Source organism: Sphingobium chlorophenolicum, from assembly GCF_000722875.1.
In the GTDB taxonomy this organism is placed as follows: domain Bacteria; phylum Pseudomonadota; class Alphaproteobacteria; order Sphingomonadales; family Sphingomonadaceae; genus Sphingobium; species Sphingobium chlorophenolicum.
The window spans coordinates 23,067-38,416 of sequence record NZ_JFHR01000023.1 but is presented as its reverse complement, the minus strand read 5'-3'; the positions used below and the strand labels follow the sequence as shown (position 1 = coordinate 38,416).

12 protein-coding genes are annotated in these 15,350 nt (G+C 63.8%); 8 read left to right on the top strand and 4 right to left on the bottom strand.

Annotation, left to right across the window (positions count from 1 at the left end; genetic code table 11):
* Window positions 1-19: 19 nt before the first annotated feature.
* Both BV95_RS22725 and BV95_RS11250 read right to left on the bottom strand, forming a co-directional pair.
* Window positions 20-571 carry a GDYXXLXY domain-containing protein gene (locus BV95_RS22725; protein ID WP_051749727.1) on the bottom strand — a complete coding sequence of 184 codons (552 nt, stop codon included), beginning with the start codon at window positions 569-571 and terminating at the stop codon, window positions 20-22.
* Window positions 568-1,734 (bottom strand): DUF2157 domain-containing protein, encoded by a 1,167-nt coding sequence (locus tag BV95_RS11250; RefSeq protein ID WP_037451520.1) that lies wholly within the window; start codon window positions 1,732-1,734, stop codon window positions 568-570. The genes BV95_RS22725 and BV95_RS11250 overlap by 4 nt, the downstream gene beginning before the upstream one ends.
* A 177-nt stretch (window positions 1,735-1,911) precedes the next feature.
* Here BV95_RS11250 and BV95_RS11245 point away from each other — a divergent pair, with 177 nt between their 5' ends.
* The gene (locus tag BV95_RS11245) at window positions 1,912-3,000 is read left to right on the top strand and encodes an Rv3169 family protein (RefSeq protein ID WP_037451518.1); all 1,089 of its coding nucleotides are present in this window, start codon (window positions 1,912-1,914) and stop codon (window positions 2,998-3,000) included.
* The gene (locus BV95_RS11240) at window positions 2,997-4,037 is read left to right on the top strand and encodes a phosphotransferase (RefSeq protein ID WP_037451515.1); all 1,041 of its coding nucleotides are present in this window, start codon (window positions 2,997-2,999) and stop codon (window positions 4,035-4,037) included. The genes BV95_RS11245 and BV95_RS11240 overlap by 4 nt, the downstream gene beginning before the upstream one ends.
* Before the next feature lie 112 nt (window positions 4,038-4,149).
* Here BV95_RS11240 and BV95_RS11235 read toward each other — a convergent pair whose 3' ends face one another.
* The gene (locus BV95_RS11235) at window positions 4,150-4,782 is read right to left on the bottom strand and encodes a TetR family transcriptional regulator (RefSeq protein WP_051749726.1); all 633 of its coding nucleotides are present in this window, start codon (window positions 4,780-4,782) and stop codon (window positions 4,150-4,152) included.
* A gap of 266 nt (window positions 4,783-5,048) precedes the next feature.
* Between BV95_RS11235 and BV95_RS11230 the strand changes: the two genes are divergently transcribed.
* From BV95_RS11230 to BV95_RS11205, 6 genes are all read left to right on the top strand, one after another.
* Complete coding sequence (locus BV95_RS11230) at window positions 5,049-6,572, top strand: acyl-CoA synthetase (protein ID WP_037451512.1); 1,524 nt, start codon at window positions 5,049-5,051, stop codon at window positions 6,570-6,572.
* Window positions 6,573-6,691: 119 nt separating this feature from the next.
* Window positions 6,692-7,474, top strand: a complete 783-nt coding sequence (locus tag BV95_RS11225; protein ID WP_037451509.1) for an SDR family NAD(P)-dependent oxidoreductase — start codon at window positions 6,692-6,694, stop codon at window positions 7,472-7,474.
* Window positions 7,475-7,510: 36 nt separating this feature from the next.
* Complete coding sequence (locus tag BV95_RS11220) at window positions 7,511-8,764, top strand: acetyl-CoA C-acetyltransferase (RefSeq protein ID WP_037451505.1); 1,254 nt, start codon at window positions 7,511-7,513, stop codon at window positions 8,762-8,764.
* Window positions 8,765-8,790: 26 nt separating this feature from the next.
* Entirely contained in the window at window positions 8,791-9,222 is a 432-nt protein-coding gene (locus tag BV95_RS11215) for a PaaI family thioesterase (protein WP_037451503.1), read from the top strand.
* Complete coding sequence (locus BV95_RS11210) at window positions 9,223-9,639, top strand: PaaI family thioesterase (RefSeq protein ID WP_051749725.1); 417 nt, start codon at window positions 9,223-9,225, stop codon at window positions 9,637-9,639.
* A gap of 135 nt (window positions 9,640-9,774) precedes the next feature.
* Window positions 9,775-12,090 carry a TonB-dependent receptor gene (locus BV95_RS11205; RefSeq protein WP_037451500.1) on the top strand — a complete coding sequence of 772 codons (2,316 nt, stop codon included), beginning with the start codon at window positions 9,775-9,777 and terminating at the stop codon, window positions 12,088-12,090.
* 49 nt (window positions 12,091-12,139) lie between these two features.
* Here the strand turns inward: BV95_RS11205 and BV95_RS11200 are convergent, their stop codons facing one another.
* On the bottom strand, window positions 12,140-15,247 hold the full coding sequence (locus BV95_RS11200; protein WP_037451497.1) for a TonB-dependent receptor domain-containing protein: 3,108 nt from the start codon (window positions 15,245-15,247) through the stop codon (window positions 12,140-12,142).
* Window positions 15,248-15,350: the final 103 nt, after the last annotated feature.

The window sequence follows — 15,350 nt, the reverse complement described above, 5'->3', positions numbered from 1 at the left end:
CGGCCAAGGAAGAACGCCGCTAACGCGGCGACCCACCCCCACGCGGCCTGAACTCAATATCCACCGGCCGCATGACCCCATCGGGCCTGATCCTGACCCGCACGAACCCCTGCTGACGGACATCCGTCAACTGCCGCGACAATGCCAAAGCGCGCTCCTGCGATGCGAACAAAATGCCCGAACTCAACCCCCGGACCTCCCGCCGCGTACCCAGCGACTCCCGAACCACAATGGCGCATCCCCTCGCCTGCCCCGGATCGTCCCGCCCCAGGGCAGCGGGCAATTCCCGCACCCGAACGATATCGGGGGCCGTCCCCTCGATGCATAACCGGCTGGCAAAGGACAGGCTGTCCTGCCCTTCCGACGAAGCATCCGCAACAGGCCAGTCATATTGATATTGGACATAATGTCCGCGCAACAAGTCTCTCGGATCATAGCCCCGAATGGGCACCAGCCATTCCTGCCCTTGCTGGGCCAGACGATAGGTAGCCGCCCAGCTAAAACCAAAGGCGACCAGCGGCAGCAGCAACGCCCCCGCCAGCCAAAGACGAAGCGAAGAAAGCGCCCTCATTCGCCGTTCCTTTCCGCCGGAGCATAGCGTCTGGATATGCGCACCGTCCCCCAGGCCACCGCCATGGCGAAAGCGCCGGACAGGATAAGGCCCGCCCCGCTACCCAGCAGGTCGTCATTCAGTTCGAAACTGAGGATGATGATGCGAAGGGCCAGCAACGCAATGGCCCCCTGAAACAGCCGCCGCCACCGCGCGAAAAGCGCGCCCGCCGCGACAGCGCTCCACAATAGCAGGAAGAAGAGCGCGCCGATCCACGGTCCCCGCGTCGCCCCCTCGACACCCAGGAGCAGAGCCTGCGCGACATGCAGCACCGCCGCGACGGCCAATATGCCCGCCGTCGCCTGCCCGGACCGGCCTTGCCTGAAGGCCCAGATCACCGCCGCCGTCCCGGCCAGCGCAAGGCTGCGGATCACAGCGCTGCCGACGACATGATGCGTCCCGCTGTCCCACCCGCCCGCGATGATGGCGATGCTCACGCCGGTCAGGATGACGATCATCGCCAGTTGCTCCAGCAACCGCCAGAAGCCGGGCCGGTCGCTGCGCCCGCGCATGAATGCGGCCAGGGCAGCCACCGCCATCGGGGGCGTGGCGATTAGTCCCCAATAAAGGGTGGGCCAGGCGGGCTGCGGCATGGACTGCCCCCACAGCCAGCCCCGGCCATATTCATCGGCATGGGACCAAGCGGTGCCCAACACCCCCGCCAGCCACAGGCCCGCGACCGGCCAGCCCCGCCCGAACAGCAGCAGCAACGGCGAGAAAATGACCAGCCACACCAGCAACGGCTGCCACAGCGGAGAGGATGTCTGATAGACCTGCCCGATATGCCCGAAGAAGCTGAGGCCCAGCACCGCCGCCACGAACAAGGCGCCATCGTTGAAATAATCATTCTTCGCCGCCGCATCGGGCAGATAGCGCCACAACAGCCCCGCCAGCCCGACCATCAAGGCAAAATGGATCGCCAGTCGGGTTTCCCCCGATATCGCGTCCCAATTCGCCGCGACGACGGACACGATGCCCAGACCAATGGCCAGCGCGCCCAGCCCGATGATCGCCCACAGGCCCAGCGGCCGATGATGCGCCGCCTCCCACTCGCGGATTCGCCCGGCGGTCCCGGCATCGATCAGGCCCGCATCCTGCCATGCCTTGAGTTGGCGTTCCGACATGCGCTTTCCCCCCGATTGCCGCCAGACTGCCGGAAACCGGCCCATATTTCCAGTGCATTTCCCTCATTTGCTCTCCCGGTCACCCGACAGCCCATTGCCCCTTGACATGCGCCGCCCATCGCAAGATATGGTACATATGTACCGTATCTCATTACGGACAGGCGGGAGGAAGGATATATGCTGACCAAGGGTGACGATTATCCGCTCCACCAGACCAGCGAGCCGATCGCCTTTGCCGGGACCGACCGCAATTTCTACGACCGTTATTTCTTCAACGGCTATAGTCCGGACGGGTCGGTCTTCTTCGCCGCGGCGATGGGCTTCTATCCCCAACTCGGCATCGTCGACGCCAGCTTCTGCGTCCTTGTCGACGGGGTGCAGCATAATCTCCGCGCCAGCCGTCGGTCGGGCGGAGAAAGGCTGGACCTGTCGGTCGGCCCCATCTCGCTGGAGATCGACGCGCCGCTGGAAGTGATCACGCTGCGCATCGCTCCCAATGACGGCCCCCTGACCGCCGAACTGACCTTCAGCGCCCGCCACTTCCCGATCGAGGAACCCCGCTTCATCCGCCGCAACGGCACGCGGCTGTTCATGGACTATACGCGGATGACGCAGAACGGATTCTGGTCGGGCCGCCTGTCGGTCGACGGACGGCCAATCGAGGTCGGCGACGGCTGGCCCGGAACCCGCGACCGAAGCTGGGGCGTCCGCCCGGTCGGGGCACGGGAACCGCAACCACCGCCCGAAGGCAATTTCAGCCAGTTCTTCTGGCTCTGGACGCCCTGCAATTTCGCCGACCGCTCGCTCTTCTTCCACAGCAATGACGATGGCGAAGGCAGCCCATGGAACCGCCGCGCCGTGATCGCGGGGGAACGCGGAGAGCAGCATTTCGACGCGGCGACCTTCGGCATCGAATGGCAACCCGGCACCCGCCGCGTGGCCCGCATGACCGCCGATTTGGGCGGCGGCCGGTCGTTAGCGCTGACGCCCACCGGGCCGGTCTTCGCGATGAGCGGCCTGGGCTATACCCATCCGCATTGGGGCCACGGCCTCGACCATGGCCCCGAACCGGCGGTCGCGCACGACAGCATGGCGGAGGCGGAGCGCGCCTGGGGCAATCCGCTCGCCATGCATATCCAGGCGTTCGTCACCGCCGAACTGACCGACGGCGGCATCACGCATCGCGGCGTCGGCGTGCTCGAACAAATGTTCGTCGGTCCCCACGCCCCCACCCGTCTCACCGGCCTGATGGAGCCAGCATCATGAATTTCCCCGCATCACCCGAAACGATGACCCCGGCCTGGCTCGCCGAAAAACTGGGCCAGCCGCCCCAGGCGCTTCGCGGCTTCACCTATGGCAAGGTCGGCACCGGCCAGATGTGCGACAGTTTCCGCCTGACGCTCGACTGGGCGGACAACGCCGCCCCCGCCACCGTCATCGTCAAATTCCCCAGCCATGACGAAGCCAGCCGCAACATCGCGAAGATGACCGGCACCTACCTCAAGGAAGTAAACTGGTATCGCGAACTCGCCGCAGGCAGCGGCGTCGCCGCACCGACATGCCATCATGCCGACATAGCGGACGACGACGTCAACTTCATCCTGATCCTGTCCGACCTCGCCCCCGCGCGGCAGGGCGACCAGTTGGCGGGGCTGGGACTGGCCGGACTCGCCCCCTGCATCGACGCGGCGGCGGGCCTCCACGCCCTGCTCTGGAACGATCCCCGGCTTGACGAGACACCGTGGCTCACGCGGGACGCCAGCCCGCTGATCCGCGCCCTCTTCCCGCAACTCTATGCGGGCTTCCGGGATCGCTACGCGACGCGGCTCGCACCGGATATACTCGACCTGGGCGCGGGCATCGTGGAGCGTCTCGAAGCCTATATGGCGCGGCAACCGGCGGCCCGCGCGCTCGTCCACGGCGACCTGCGCATCGACAATATCCTGTTCGCGCCCGGCGGCGACCAATGCTGGCTGGTCGACTGGCAGACATTGGGGCGCGGCAGCGGCGCGACCGACCTTGCCTATCTGATCGGCACCAGCATCGCCGACCCGGCGGAACGCGCCGCCGCCGACCGCCCCGCCTTCGACCAATGGATCGCGGCGCTCCGCAGGCGCGGCATAGCGCCTGACGAAGCCGCCCTCTGGACCGACTACCGGCTCGGCGCGCTCAGCGGCTATTTCATGGCGGTCTTCGCGTCGATGAGCGTCGAGCGCACGGAACGCGGCGACGAGATGTTCGCCGTCATGGCCGAACGCCCTGCCCGGCAGGCGCTGAAATTGGGCAGCCTCGACCTGCTCTGACCCGGCCGGGCAGGCCCTATGCCTCAGGCGCCGCCCAATATTCGCTGCGTCGAGGGGAAAGGCACAAGATGCCGGAACCCTATATTGATCGATTATTTAATAATCCGGCCCTTCAAAGCTGAATCCGCGCAGCCGCGCCGGGGTCGACAAGAAGCCCGCCCAATATGATGCCCGTTACCGACCGGACATAATCCTTCTTGACCTCCTCCGTCACTTCGCTGATCCCGAAGACCCTCAAAGTGTTGCTCCGGTAAAATAGCTGATCGGACGCGCCGGTCACGATGAAGAAGAGATGCATCGGCGGAATATCCCTGAACTGTCCCGACGCAACCCCTTCCGCGAGAATGACTTCGTAGAATTTCGCCAGCGGTTCAATGAAAACCGTGAATACTTTTCCCGAAACTTCCTGATCTTCGCTCTGGATCATATAGTGGATAAGCCGGTTCAAATAGGGCGCCCGCTGATAGGCGCTGACAAGACCGCTGATATGAATGCGCAGCTTTTCCACCGCGGGCAGGTCCAGATCCATCAATTCATGCAATTGCGCGAGCGCCCTTCGGCCGTCCCGCTCCAGGATCGCGTGCAAAAGCCCCTGCTTGTTCCCGAAATGATATTGCACCAGCGCAGGGCTGTGATTGGCCTTTTCCGCGATCTCGCTCAGCGAAACTTCCGAACTGTCCTTCGCGATCATGATTTCGCTGGCGGTCTGCATCAGATATTCGCGCATGTCCGGGCGGCTGCCCATGTCCCGCAGGGGCGGCCTTCCCCGCTTGCCAGGAACGCGAGGCGCCTCTTTCGGCTTGGCATTTTTGACGGTGGGCATCGCACCCCCATATACGCGCAAGCCTGATTTGGCGAGCGAATTTGGCAGCGGACGGCGGCCGGACGAGGAAAATTTCCGCCGCGTCCGGCATATATTGAATAAGCAATCTATTATTGTTAGTTGATCGCTGCACATGAAGGGCCGAGTCGCCCGCCACAACCAAATACGCACAGTGGAGGATCAGGCCTGTGACGCATCCATTCATATCTGCGCGCGCGACGCCCGAAAAACCCGCCATCATCCTGGCCCAGTCGGGCAAAACCCTCAACTATGCGCAATTGGAAGCCAGGGCGAACCAGACGGCCCATCTGTTCCGCTCCCTGGGGCTGAAGCGCGGGGATTGCGTCGCGGCGATCCTCGAAAACGGCCTCGACATCTTCATCTTCCTGTGGGCGGCCCAGCGCGCGGGCCTGTATTTCACCACGCTTTCGACGCGCCTCACCGCCGCGGAATCCGAATATATCATCCGCGATTCCGGCGCGGGCGCGCTGTTCCTCTCCGCCTATGCCGGGACGGTTGCGGAGGAGCTGGCGGCGATTTTCCCGGACCTCCCCAAATATATGGCCGGGGCCCATGACGGCTCCTGCGCCTCCTGGGATGACGCCGCCTCCGCCTTCCCGGAAACGCCCATCGCGGACGAATCCGTCGGCGGCCCCATGCTCTACTCGTCGGGCACGACCGGCAGGCCGAAGGGGGTGAAACGCGCCCTGAGCGAAGGCACGCTTCTGGACCTTCCGCCCATGGCCGCCCTGTTCACGACGCTCTACGGCGGATCGGGCGATAGCGTGTTCCTCTGCCCGGCCCCGCTCTATCACGCGGCGCCGCAGGCCTGGGCCATGCTGGTGCACCAGTTTGGCGGCACCGTCGTCGTCATGGAAAGGTTCGACGCCGAAGACGTGCTGAAGGCGATCGAACGCCATGGCGTGACGGTCGCGCAGTTCGTCCCCACCCATTTCATCAGGCTGCTGAACCTGCCGGAAGAGGTCAGGGCGCGCTATGATCTGTCCAGCCTTCGCACTGCATTCCACGCCGCCGCGCCATGCCCCATCCCGGTCAAGGAGGCGATGATGCAATGGTGGGGGGCCATCATCCACGAATATTATGCGGGGACGGAGGGCAACGGCATGACCGCCATCGATCCGCAGCAATGGCTGAACCATAAGGGTTCGGTCGGCCGCCCCATCGGCTGCGAAGTGCATATCTGCGACGAGGATGGCGAACCGCTGACCGCCCATCAGGTGGGGCAGGTCTATTTCAGCGGCGGCCTGCGGTTCGAATATCATAACGACCCCGAAAAGACGCAGGAAAGCCGCAACAGCCATGGCTGGTCCAGCATGGGCGACGTCGGCTATGTGGATGAAGAGGGCTATCTCTACCTGACGGACCGCAAGAGCTTCATGATCATCTCCGGCGGGGTGAACGTATATCCGCAGGAAGTGGAAAATCTGATCCAGACGCACCCCAAGGTCGCCGACGTCGCGGTGATCGGCGCGCCCGACCCCGATCTGGGCGAAAGGGTCGTCGCCGTCATCCAGACCAACGACCCCAGGGACGCAGGCCCCGAATTGGCCGATGAACTGCGCCAGTTCGTGCGCGCCACTCTCAGCGGCGTGAAAGTTCCCAAACAATATGATTTCGTCGAGGAATTGCCCCGCCATCCTACCGGCAAGCTCTACAAGCGCCTTGTCCGCGACAGATATTGGCCGAAATGAACCGACTCCGCATACGCCGAACCGCAACGTCATGGCGCAACTAAGAATATCCCGCCTTTTCCTATAATGACGAAAGCCGCGAAGCCGGTGACGTCATACCACTATTCATGGAGTGCAGAATGAAGATTGATCAGACCGTGGCGGCCGTCGTCACCGGCGGCGCATCCGGACTGGGCGAGGCGACCGCCCGCGCCCTCGCCGCCAGGGGCGCGAAAGTCGCGATCTTCGACCTGTCGGAGGAAAAGGGCGCGGCCGTAGCCGCCGCCATCGGCGGCACATATTGCCGCGCCGACGTCACCAGCGACGACAGCATCGACGCCGCCTTCGCGCAGGCGCGCGCGGCCCATGGGCAGGAACGCATATTGGTCAACTGCGCCGGAACCGGCAACGGCATGAAGACCGCCAGCCGCGACAAGGCGACCGGCGCGATCAAGCATTTCCCCATCGACGCCTTCGAAAAGATCATCCAGGTCAATCTGCTCGGCACGTTCCGCTGCGTGGCGAAGTCCGCCGCGGGCATGCTGACGCTCGATCCGCTGGAGGATGGGGAGCGGGGCGCCATCGTGAACACCGCGTCGGTCGCGGCGCAGGACGGGCAGATGGGCCAGGCGGCCTATGCGGCGTCGAAGGCCGGAATCGTCGGCATGACATTGCCCATCGCGCGCGATCTGATGGGCGAAGGCGTGCGGATCAACACCATCCTGCCCGGCATCTTCGCGACGCCGCTGATGCTGGCCGCGCCGATCAATGTGCTGGAGGGGCTGGCCGCCGCCGTGCCTTTCCCGAAGCGGCTCGGCCATCCCGCCGAATTTGCCGATCTGGCGCTGACCATGCTGCAAAACAGCTATTTCAATGGCGAGCATGTCCGCCTCGACGGCGCCATCCGCATGGCCCCGCGCTGATCGCCGCAGCATCTTAGATCGAACAAGGACTCCTCCATGCAAGAAGCTCTGATCATTGACGCCGTCCGGACGCCGCGCGGCATCGGCAAGGCGGGCAAGGGCGCCCTCGCCGATATGCACCCCCAACATCTCGCCGCCACCGTCCTGCGCGCCATCGCGGAACGCAACGGCATCGCCACCGCCGATGTCGGCGACGTGATCTGGTCGACCTCCACGCAGAAGGGCGAACAGGGGGGCGATCTGGGCCGTATGGCCGCTCTCGACGCCGGGTTCGACACCAGGGTGAGCGGCATGACGCTGGACCGCTTCTGCGGCGGCGGCATCACCAGCGTCAGCCTGGCCGCCGCGCAACTGATGAGCGGGATGGAGGATCTGCTGGTCGCGGGCGGAACGGAGATGATGTCGCTGACCGCCACCATCGCCCGGCAGGAAGCAGCCGCCGGTTTCCCGCCGACGATGCTGGGATCGGGCAATCAGCGGCTGCAACGCATGCATCCCCAGTCGCATCAGGGCGTGTGCGGCGACGCCATCGCCAGCCTGGAGGGTATCGGGCGGCAGGATGTCGACGCCTTCGCCCTGGAAAGTCAGAAACGCGCCGCCGCCGCCATCGCCGAAGGCCGCTTCGACCGGAGCATCGTGCCGGTCTATCGGGAGGATGGCAGCCTGGCGCTCGACCGGGACGAATATCCCCGCCCCGACACCACGGCGGAGGGTCTGGCGGCGCTGAAGCCCTCCTTCGCGGCGGTGGCGGACATGGTGCTGGATGAGGAAGGGACGACGTTCCGCAATCTCATCACCCGCAAATATCCCGGCCTTGCCATCGACCATGTGCATCATGCGGGCAACAGCAGCGGCGTGGTCGACGGCGCGGCGGCCATATTGCTGTCCTCGCGCAGCTATGCCGAAAAGAACGGACTCACGCCGCGCGCGCGGATCGTGGCGACCGGCAATCTGGGCGACGATCCCACGCTGATGCTGAACGCGCCCGTCCCCTCGGTCCGCAAGATATTGGCCAGGACCGGCCTGACCGTGGACGACATCGATCTTTGGGAGGTCAATGAAGCATTCGCCGTGGTCGCCGAAAAATTCATCCGCGACCTCGATCTCGACAGGGAAAAGGTCAATGTGAACGGGGGCAGCATCGCGCTGGGCCATCCGATCGGCGCAACCGGATCGATCTTGATCGGCACCCTTCTGGACGAGCTGGAAAGGCGCGACCTGAAGCGCGGCCTGGTCACCATGTGCGCGGCGGGCGGCATGGCCCCGGCCATCATCATCGAAAGGCTGTAGGCGCGGGCATCAAGCGGAGATTCGCGATGGACCGGACGATCCCGGCGGAAAAGCATGCGGCATTTGCCGAGTCATTCGGCCACAACGCCAAATTGGGAATCCAGATAGCGCAATATGGCCGCGGCTGGATGGAGGCCCATCTGGACTGGAAGCCGGAACTGGTCGTCGATCCGGCGACGGAAAGCCTTTCCACCGGCGCGATCGTCAGCCTTATGGACTATGTGTGCGGCACCGCCGTGTGGAGCGCCATCGACGACATCCACTCCTGCGTCACGCTCGACCTGAGGGTCGACTATCTGAAGCCCGCCCGCGCCAGAAGGCGCATCTTCGCGAGGGGCGAATGTTTCCGGATCACCCGGCGCATCGCCTTCGCGCGCGGCACCGCGCATGACGGCGAATCCGACCGGCCCATCGCGATGGTCGCGGGCACCTTCATGTACGCCTTGAAGGATCGGTGAATGGGAAATTATGCCGAGTTGCTGGGGATAAAGATCGTCGACGGCGCGCCCGGAGCACCCCTCTGCCTATTGCCCTTTTCGGACGATCTGGAGGGGCGTCGCGGCTTCCTGCACGGCGGCGTCATCGCGGGCCTGCTCGAACTCGCGGCCTATCGGGCGTTGAACCACGCCCTGGGCGCGCATCACGGCATGGCGCTGAAACCGGTCAATGTCACGGTGGACTTCATGCGGAACGGCGCCCCCCGCCAATCCTTCGCGCAGGGCAGGATCATGAAATTGGGCAGCCGCATCGCGAACATCCATGCCCAGGCGTGGCAGGAGGATCCCGATCGCCCCATCGCGGCGGCCCGGATGAATTTCCTGCTGGAACCCGCGTCCGGCCAACCCGCAGGTCCGCCCGTTCAATCGCTCGCATAATTTTATTGATTGCTAATTCAATTATTCCCTTTTTTGAATCGCCGAATAATATATAGGGGGAATCAAGAAGTCCGCGAAGGCATGCAGCCATGCCGTCGACGGCCCATGGATTGGCAAATGACAGGGGAGGTATTTATGCGACCATTTAATTTCGGCGCGATCAGCGTCATCGCCTTCGCGGCGGCTGCGGCGGCCCCCGCCTGCGCCCAGGCAGGCCCCGATCAACCGGCGGCGCAGAGCGACGACATCATCGTGACCGCCCAGCGCCGGGCCGAAACGGTTCAGGACACGCCCCTCGCCATCAGCGCCATCACGGGCGAGGATCTCCGCAAGAACGGCGTCACCGACATATCGGGGCTCGGCAACGGCCTTCCCAATGTGAACATCAACGTCGCGAACGGCGTTCCCAGGATCACGATACGCGGCATCGGCAACACCGCGTCGCAGGGCAACAGCGAAAGCCAGATCGCGTTCCACGTCGACGGCGTCTATATCGGACGGCCCGTGGCGACCACCGACGGCATGTTCGACGTCCAGCGGATCGAAGTCGTGCGCGGGCCCCAGGGCACGCTCTACGGCCGGAACGCGACGGGCGGCGCGATCAACGTCATCACCGGCGACCCCACCGACACGCTGCAGGGCTTTGGCGAGGTGACGGCGGGCAATTACGGGCTGGTCCGCGTGGAAGCCGCAGTCGGCGGTCCGATCTCGTCCACCCTGTCCGCCCGCCTCGCGGTCCAGTCGGTCGACCGCGGCGGCTATGGCCATGACGGGATCGGCAACCCCATCGACGATCAGCACAGCAAGGCGATCAGGGGCAAGCTGCTGTTCAAGCCGACGGACAATCTGCGCATCCTGTTGTCGGGCGAATATTTCCATGAGGACGACTATGCCTTCGCCCTGCACTATGTCGGGCCGGGCGATCCCGACCCCGTCGCGCCCGGCGCGGCCGGGGCCACGACCAATCGCGCTTTCATCCTTGGCGGCGCCCCGGCGCGCAATCTCTATCGCAACACGACCGGCAACACCCCTTCCTGGTTCAAGAAGGACGATTATGCCTTCTCCGGCACCATCGACTGGGATTTCGCGGACTTCGCCAGGCTGACGTCGATAACTTCCTATCGCGACGTCGATTACAAGAATCAGTTCGATTATGACGGCACGCTGGTCGACGCCGCCTTCGCCGCGCAGTTCGTGAAGGGGAAACAGTTCAGCCAGGAATTGAGACTTGGCGGTTCGTCCGGCGATTTCCAATATGTGGCGGGCGTTTATTATTATTGGGACGATCTCTACTTCCAGAACCGCCTCATTCGCGACCGCCGCACCGCCGATCCTGCCCTGTCGCCGCAACTCATCAAGACCTTCTACCAGTTTGGCGGCGTGAAGACTGACGCCTATGCCGTCTTCGGACAGATCGGCTACGACTTCACCCCCGTCTTCGGCATCGACATCGGCGGCCGCTTCAGTTCGGAAACCAAGAACCGCTATTCCGAAGGCGTCGCCAATGTCGCCGCGCCGACCTTCCCCTACCCCACCCCTGCGGGCAGCCCCGGCGGGGCGGTGATCGCCAACCCGGCGAATTTCTACAATCCCGCGCTCGACATATTGGACCCGGCGAACCTGCCCAGGCCCGCGACATTCCCGCGGGCCGAAGCCACCTTCAAGAAGTTCACGCCCAAGGTGACGTTGCGCGCCAAGCCGAACGACGACATCCTGCTCTACGCGACTTATTCCCAGGGTTTCCGCAGCGGCGGATTCGTTCCGGGCACGGGCACGCGGGCCTTCCTTCCGGAGCAACTGAAAAGCTACGAGCTTGGCGCGAAACTGGATCTTTTCGACAGGCGGCTGCGCATCAACGGCGCGGGCTTCTACTATCGATACACCAACCTTCAGGTGACGCGCATCAATCCGCTGGGCGGCGCGAACCTGGTGGACAGCGCCGGATCGGCGACCATATGGGGCGCGGAAGCCTCGGTCGACGCCACCATCGCGCGGGATTTCCATCTGGACGTGCAGGCGGGATGGCTCGACCCGGAATATAAGGTCTATTCCAGCGTCGATTCGAACCGGCCGAACCTGGGCGTCATCAACCTTGCCGGGAATATGTTGGCGCAGACATCCAAATGGACCCTCTCCGGCGGCGCGGATTATAGCTGGCATCCTGCAATCGGCGACATCACCATCCGGGCCGAGGCGAAATATCAAAGCAAGATGTATTTCACGCCCTTCAACACGGAACGCTATTCCCAGGATGGATATGCGCTGGTCGACCTATATCTGAACTATCAGCATCCGGACGGTCATTTGAGCGGCGGATTGTTCATGAAGAATGTCGCCAACAAGAACGCCTGGGCCTCCATGACCGGGGCGCCGGTCTCCATCGGCGGCTTCATCAGCGGCGCGTCCCTGGCGCCCCGGACGTTCGGCGTTCGCCTCGGCTACAGGCTGTAAATCCGAAAGGGGCGCGACATCGCGCCCCTTTCCATGACGAAGCCAACCGTCAAAGCTTCACGGACACGCCCATATACATGAAGCGGCCGATATTGTCGTAAATGGCGTCTCCATCGCCATTGCTGCCATTGCCGAGCAACCCGTAGGGCGGTTTGCGATTGGTCAGATTGTCCACCCCGCCATACAGGGTGAAGCGCTTGTCCACGTCCAGCGATGCGCGGACCGAATGGTAGAAGACACGCGGATAATAGACGGTGTCGGCATAGTTGGGGTCAAGCGCCGGGACGCCATAGGTGTCGTGCTGCGCCTCCCAATCGGTGATTGACTGCCGCCCGATATAGCGGATCTGATAGCCCAGGGTCAGGTTCCTGTGCGTGTAGTCGATGGACGCGTTGACGTTCCAGGTCGGATCGCCCAACTCGCCCTTCACCCGTTCGGGCTGGCCCGGATTGTCGAGATAGGGATAATCGGTGCGGGTCCGCACCCAGGTGCCGACAAGCCGGACGGCGATGCTGTTGTCGGCATCGAAGCGATGGTTGTAGGCCACATCCATGTCGATGCCCTTCGCCACCAGGGCGGCGAAGTTCACCGTGCTCTGCAACAGCGCGGGCCTCGCGAACAGGCCATTGCCCTGGCGGGGGAAGATGAGCTGGCAGAACTGGTTGCTCAGCGTCGCGCCGTCATAACATGCGTCCAATATGGTCTGCGCGTCCACCGCGCTGATGACCTTGCCGATCCTGATGTCATAATAGTCGGCGGTGATCGACAGGCCGGGGATCATGCGCGGCTGCACGATGACGCCATAGGTCCAGCTACGCGATTTTTCGGCGGTCAGATTGGGGTTGCCGCCGGACAGGAACTCCGTGCTTCCCGCCCGCGCCACGCTGTTGACGAAGCCTGCGGGAACCCCTGCGGCGGCGCAGTTGGCGGCCCGCGTCGACTTGCCCTTGTCGATGAAATTGACGTCGCAGGGATCGTCCAGCAGATCGAAATTCTGCGACGGCGATGAATAAAGGTCGCTGAGGGTCGGCGCGCGCACTGATCGGGAATAGTTGACGCGAAACTTGATGTCGGAAACCGGCGCATAGATCGCCCCGCCATTATAGGCCCAGACAGTGCCCGTAGCGCCCTTGTAATCGGCCACCCGCACCGCGCCGTTGACGCTGAGTTCCTGCGCGAAGGGCATGTCCTTCAGCAAGGGGACATCCAGTTCGCCATAGGCTTCCTTGACCGCGAAGGATGGCGGATTGAAATCCGGAATGGCGTTCAGGAAGGTGTCGCCGCCCTTCACCGTGTCGTCATAAGCGTAGGACGCCTTTTCCCGCCGATATTCCGCGCCGATGGCGAAGGCCACGGGGCCGCCGGGCAGTTCGAACCATTGCGAACTGTCGCCCACCAGATTGGCGTTGACGTCGAACTCGCTGGCGCTGCCCCGTCGGGAGGATGTGGTGTTGATATAGTCCAGCGCCGCCTGACTGCGCCCCCCTTCGCCGAACAGGTTGAGCGGCGCGCAGGCCGGGTCCGTGACGGTCACCTGGTTGATGCGGCATACGATATCGCCCGCCGCGTTGAAAACGGCGTCGGCCGCGTTCTGGAAACGGGATTCGATGCGGTTGTTGTAGAAGAGCGAGCGGCTCTTGAACTTGCCGTAATTGACCGAGAAGTCATAGCGCCAGTCGTCGTTGAACGTCCCTTCCGCGCCGACCACGATGCGATAGGTGTCGCGGCGATCATATTCGTCGCGCGTGCCCAGATCATTATTGTTGCGGTTCAGCCTGAAAAACTCCGCCCCGGCCGGCAGCAGCGACCGGATGGTGGCGGCCGCGCCGGGTTGCAGATAGGCATTGTCGAAGAAGATGGGCACGCCAGACCCCAGATACGTGTCCGGCGCGGCCGGTACGCGGATCGGATTGCCGTCCTCATCCTCGACCTCGACAGTGCCCTGCTCGCCGCCCTGCCCGAATGTCGGCGCGCCCTGATTGAAGCTCTTCACGCGCACGAACTTGGCCTCGATGAACGGACGAAAGCCGTCCGACACGTCATAATGGGCCAGGAAATTCGCGACGAAGCGCTTGAGCGAGGGATTGAGCGTCCCACGGTCGTTCAGCGTCGCGCCATTGCCGTTCTGGTTGTTTCCCGACCCCGCCGGACGGAAATCATTGCCATAGGCATATTGATAGAGCGAACCGTCGGGGTTGAAGCCGAAGACGCGGGGAAAGCCGTTGGCGCGGCAGGCCCCGGCCGCGCCCGTGCCGCAGGACAGCGGGCTGCTGCCGTCATAGGCGATGAAATTGCCGCCATTGTCATAACCGAAACTGTGCACTCCGGTCAGGAAACTGCGGTCGGGAATGTCATTGTCCAGCGAAGGATTGTCGACGAGCTGAAATTGCCGCCGTCCCGAAAAAGCGCCCGTCAGGGACGGACGATCCGTATAGGTCAGCAGATTGGCCCGGTTATATTCAAGGCTGAGCGCGACATTGCCGCGACCGTCCGCGAAATTCTTGCCATAGGTGCCCGACAGCCGATAGGTTCCCCGGTCGCCATAGCTGGTGACGCCGGCCTTGGCGTCCAGCGAAAGACCTTCGAAATCCCGCTTCAGCACGAAATTCACCACGCCCGCCATGGCGTCGGAACCGTAGACGGCCGAACTGCCGCCGGTCACGATGTCGACGCGATCGATCAGGTCGGTGGGGATGGTGTTGGTGTCGACCAGGAAATCGCCTTCGGACGCGGTGACATGGCGGCGGCCGTTCACCAGAACCAGCGTCCGCGTGACGCCCAGACCGCGCAAGTCGAGCAGGTTAAGTCCGGACGTGCCGATATATTGGGTGGAATTCGCCTGGCTGTAGGAGGATCGCAACGACGGCAGGTCATTGAGCGCGTCCCCGATGACGGTCCCTCCGCTGCGGGTCAGGTCGGCGACGGACAGCGACGTCACCGGGATCGGCGAGTCCAGCGTCGGCCGCGCGATGCGGGATCCGGTCACGATGATGACGGACTCTCCGGCGTCCGATGCCGCGTCCCCGCCCTGCGGCGCCGTCGCAGCGGCGGAGGAGGCTGCGTTTCTGTCGGTCTGCGCATGGGCAGCCCCGGTCGCGATCAATAAAGCGGCGGCGCCCCAGCCCGCCGAGCCAAGCAAAATGCCACGAAGCTGCATGTCACACCTGTTCCCTTGCAGAAGGCATCCCTCAATGCCTTCAGCGACAGAACCCACATGCGCGGCGCGATTTCCAACTGTTTATATAAATAGGCAAGTTGTT

Coding starts and splice junctions, on each gene's coding strand:
- BV95_RS22725 (WP_051749727.1), bottom strand. CDS start 571: ATGAGGGCGCTTTCTTCGCTTCGTCTTTGGCTGGCGGGGGCGTTGCTG.
- BV95_RS11250 (WP_037451520.1), bottom strand. CDS start 1,734: ATGTCGGAACGCCAACTCAAGGCATGGCAGGATGCGGGCCTGATCGAT.
- BV95_RS11245 (WP_037451518.1), top strand. CDS start 1,912: ATGCTGACCAAGGGTGACGATTATCCGCTCCACCAGACCAGCGAGCCG.
- BV95_RS11240 (WP_037451515.1), top strand. CDS start 2,997: ATGAATTTCCCCGCATCACCCGAAACGATGACCCCGGCCTGGCTCGCC.
- BV95_RS11235 (WP_051749726.1), bottom strand. CDS start 4,782: ATGGGCAGCCGCCCGGACATGCGCGAATATCTGATGCAGACCGCCAGC.
- BV95_RS11225 (WP_037451509.1), top strand. CDS start 6,692: ATGAAGATTGATCAGACCGTGGCGGCCGTCGTCACCGGCGGCGCATCC.
- BV95_RS11220 (WP_037451505.1), top strand. CDS start 7,511: ATGCAAGAAGCTCTGATCATTGACGCCGTCCGGACGCCGCGCGGCATC.
- BV95_RS11215 (WP_037451503.1), top strand. CDS start 8,791: ATGGACCGGACGATCCCGGCGGAAAAGCATGCGGCATTTGCCGAGTCA.
- BV95_RS11210 (WP_051749725.1), top strand. CDS start 9,223: ATGGGAAATTATGCCGAGTTGCTGGGGATAAAGATCGTCGACGGCGCG.
- BV95_RS11205 (WP_037451500.1), top strand. CDS start 9,775: ATGCGACCATTTAATTTCGGCGCGATCAGCGTCATCGCCTTCGCGGCG.
- BV95_RS11200 (WP_037451497.1), bottom strand. CDS start 15,247: ATGCAGCTTCGTGGCATTTTGCTTGGCTCGGCGGGCTGGGGCGCCGCC.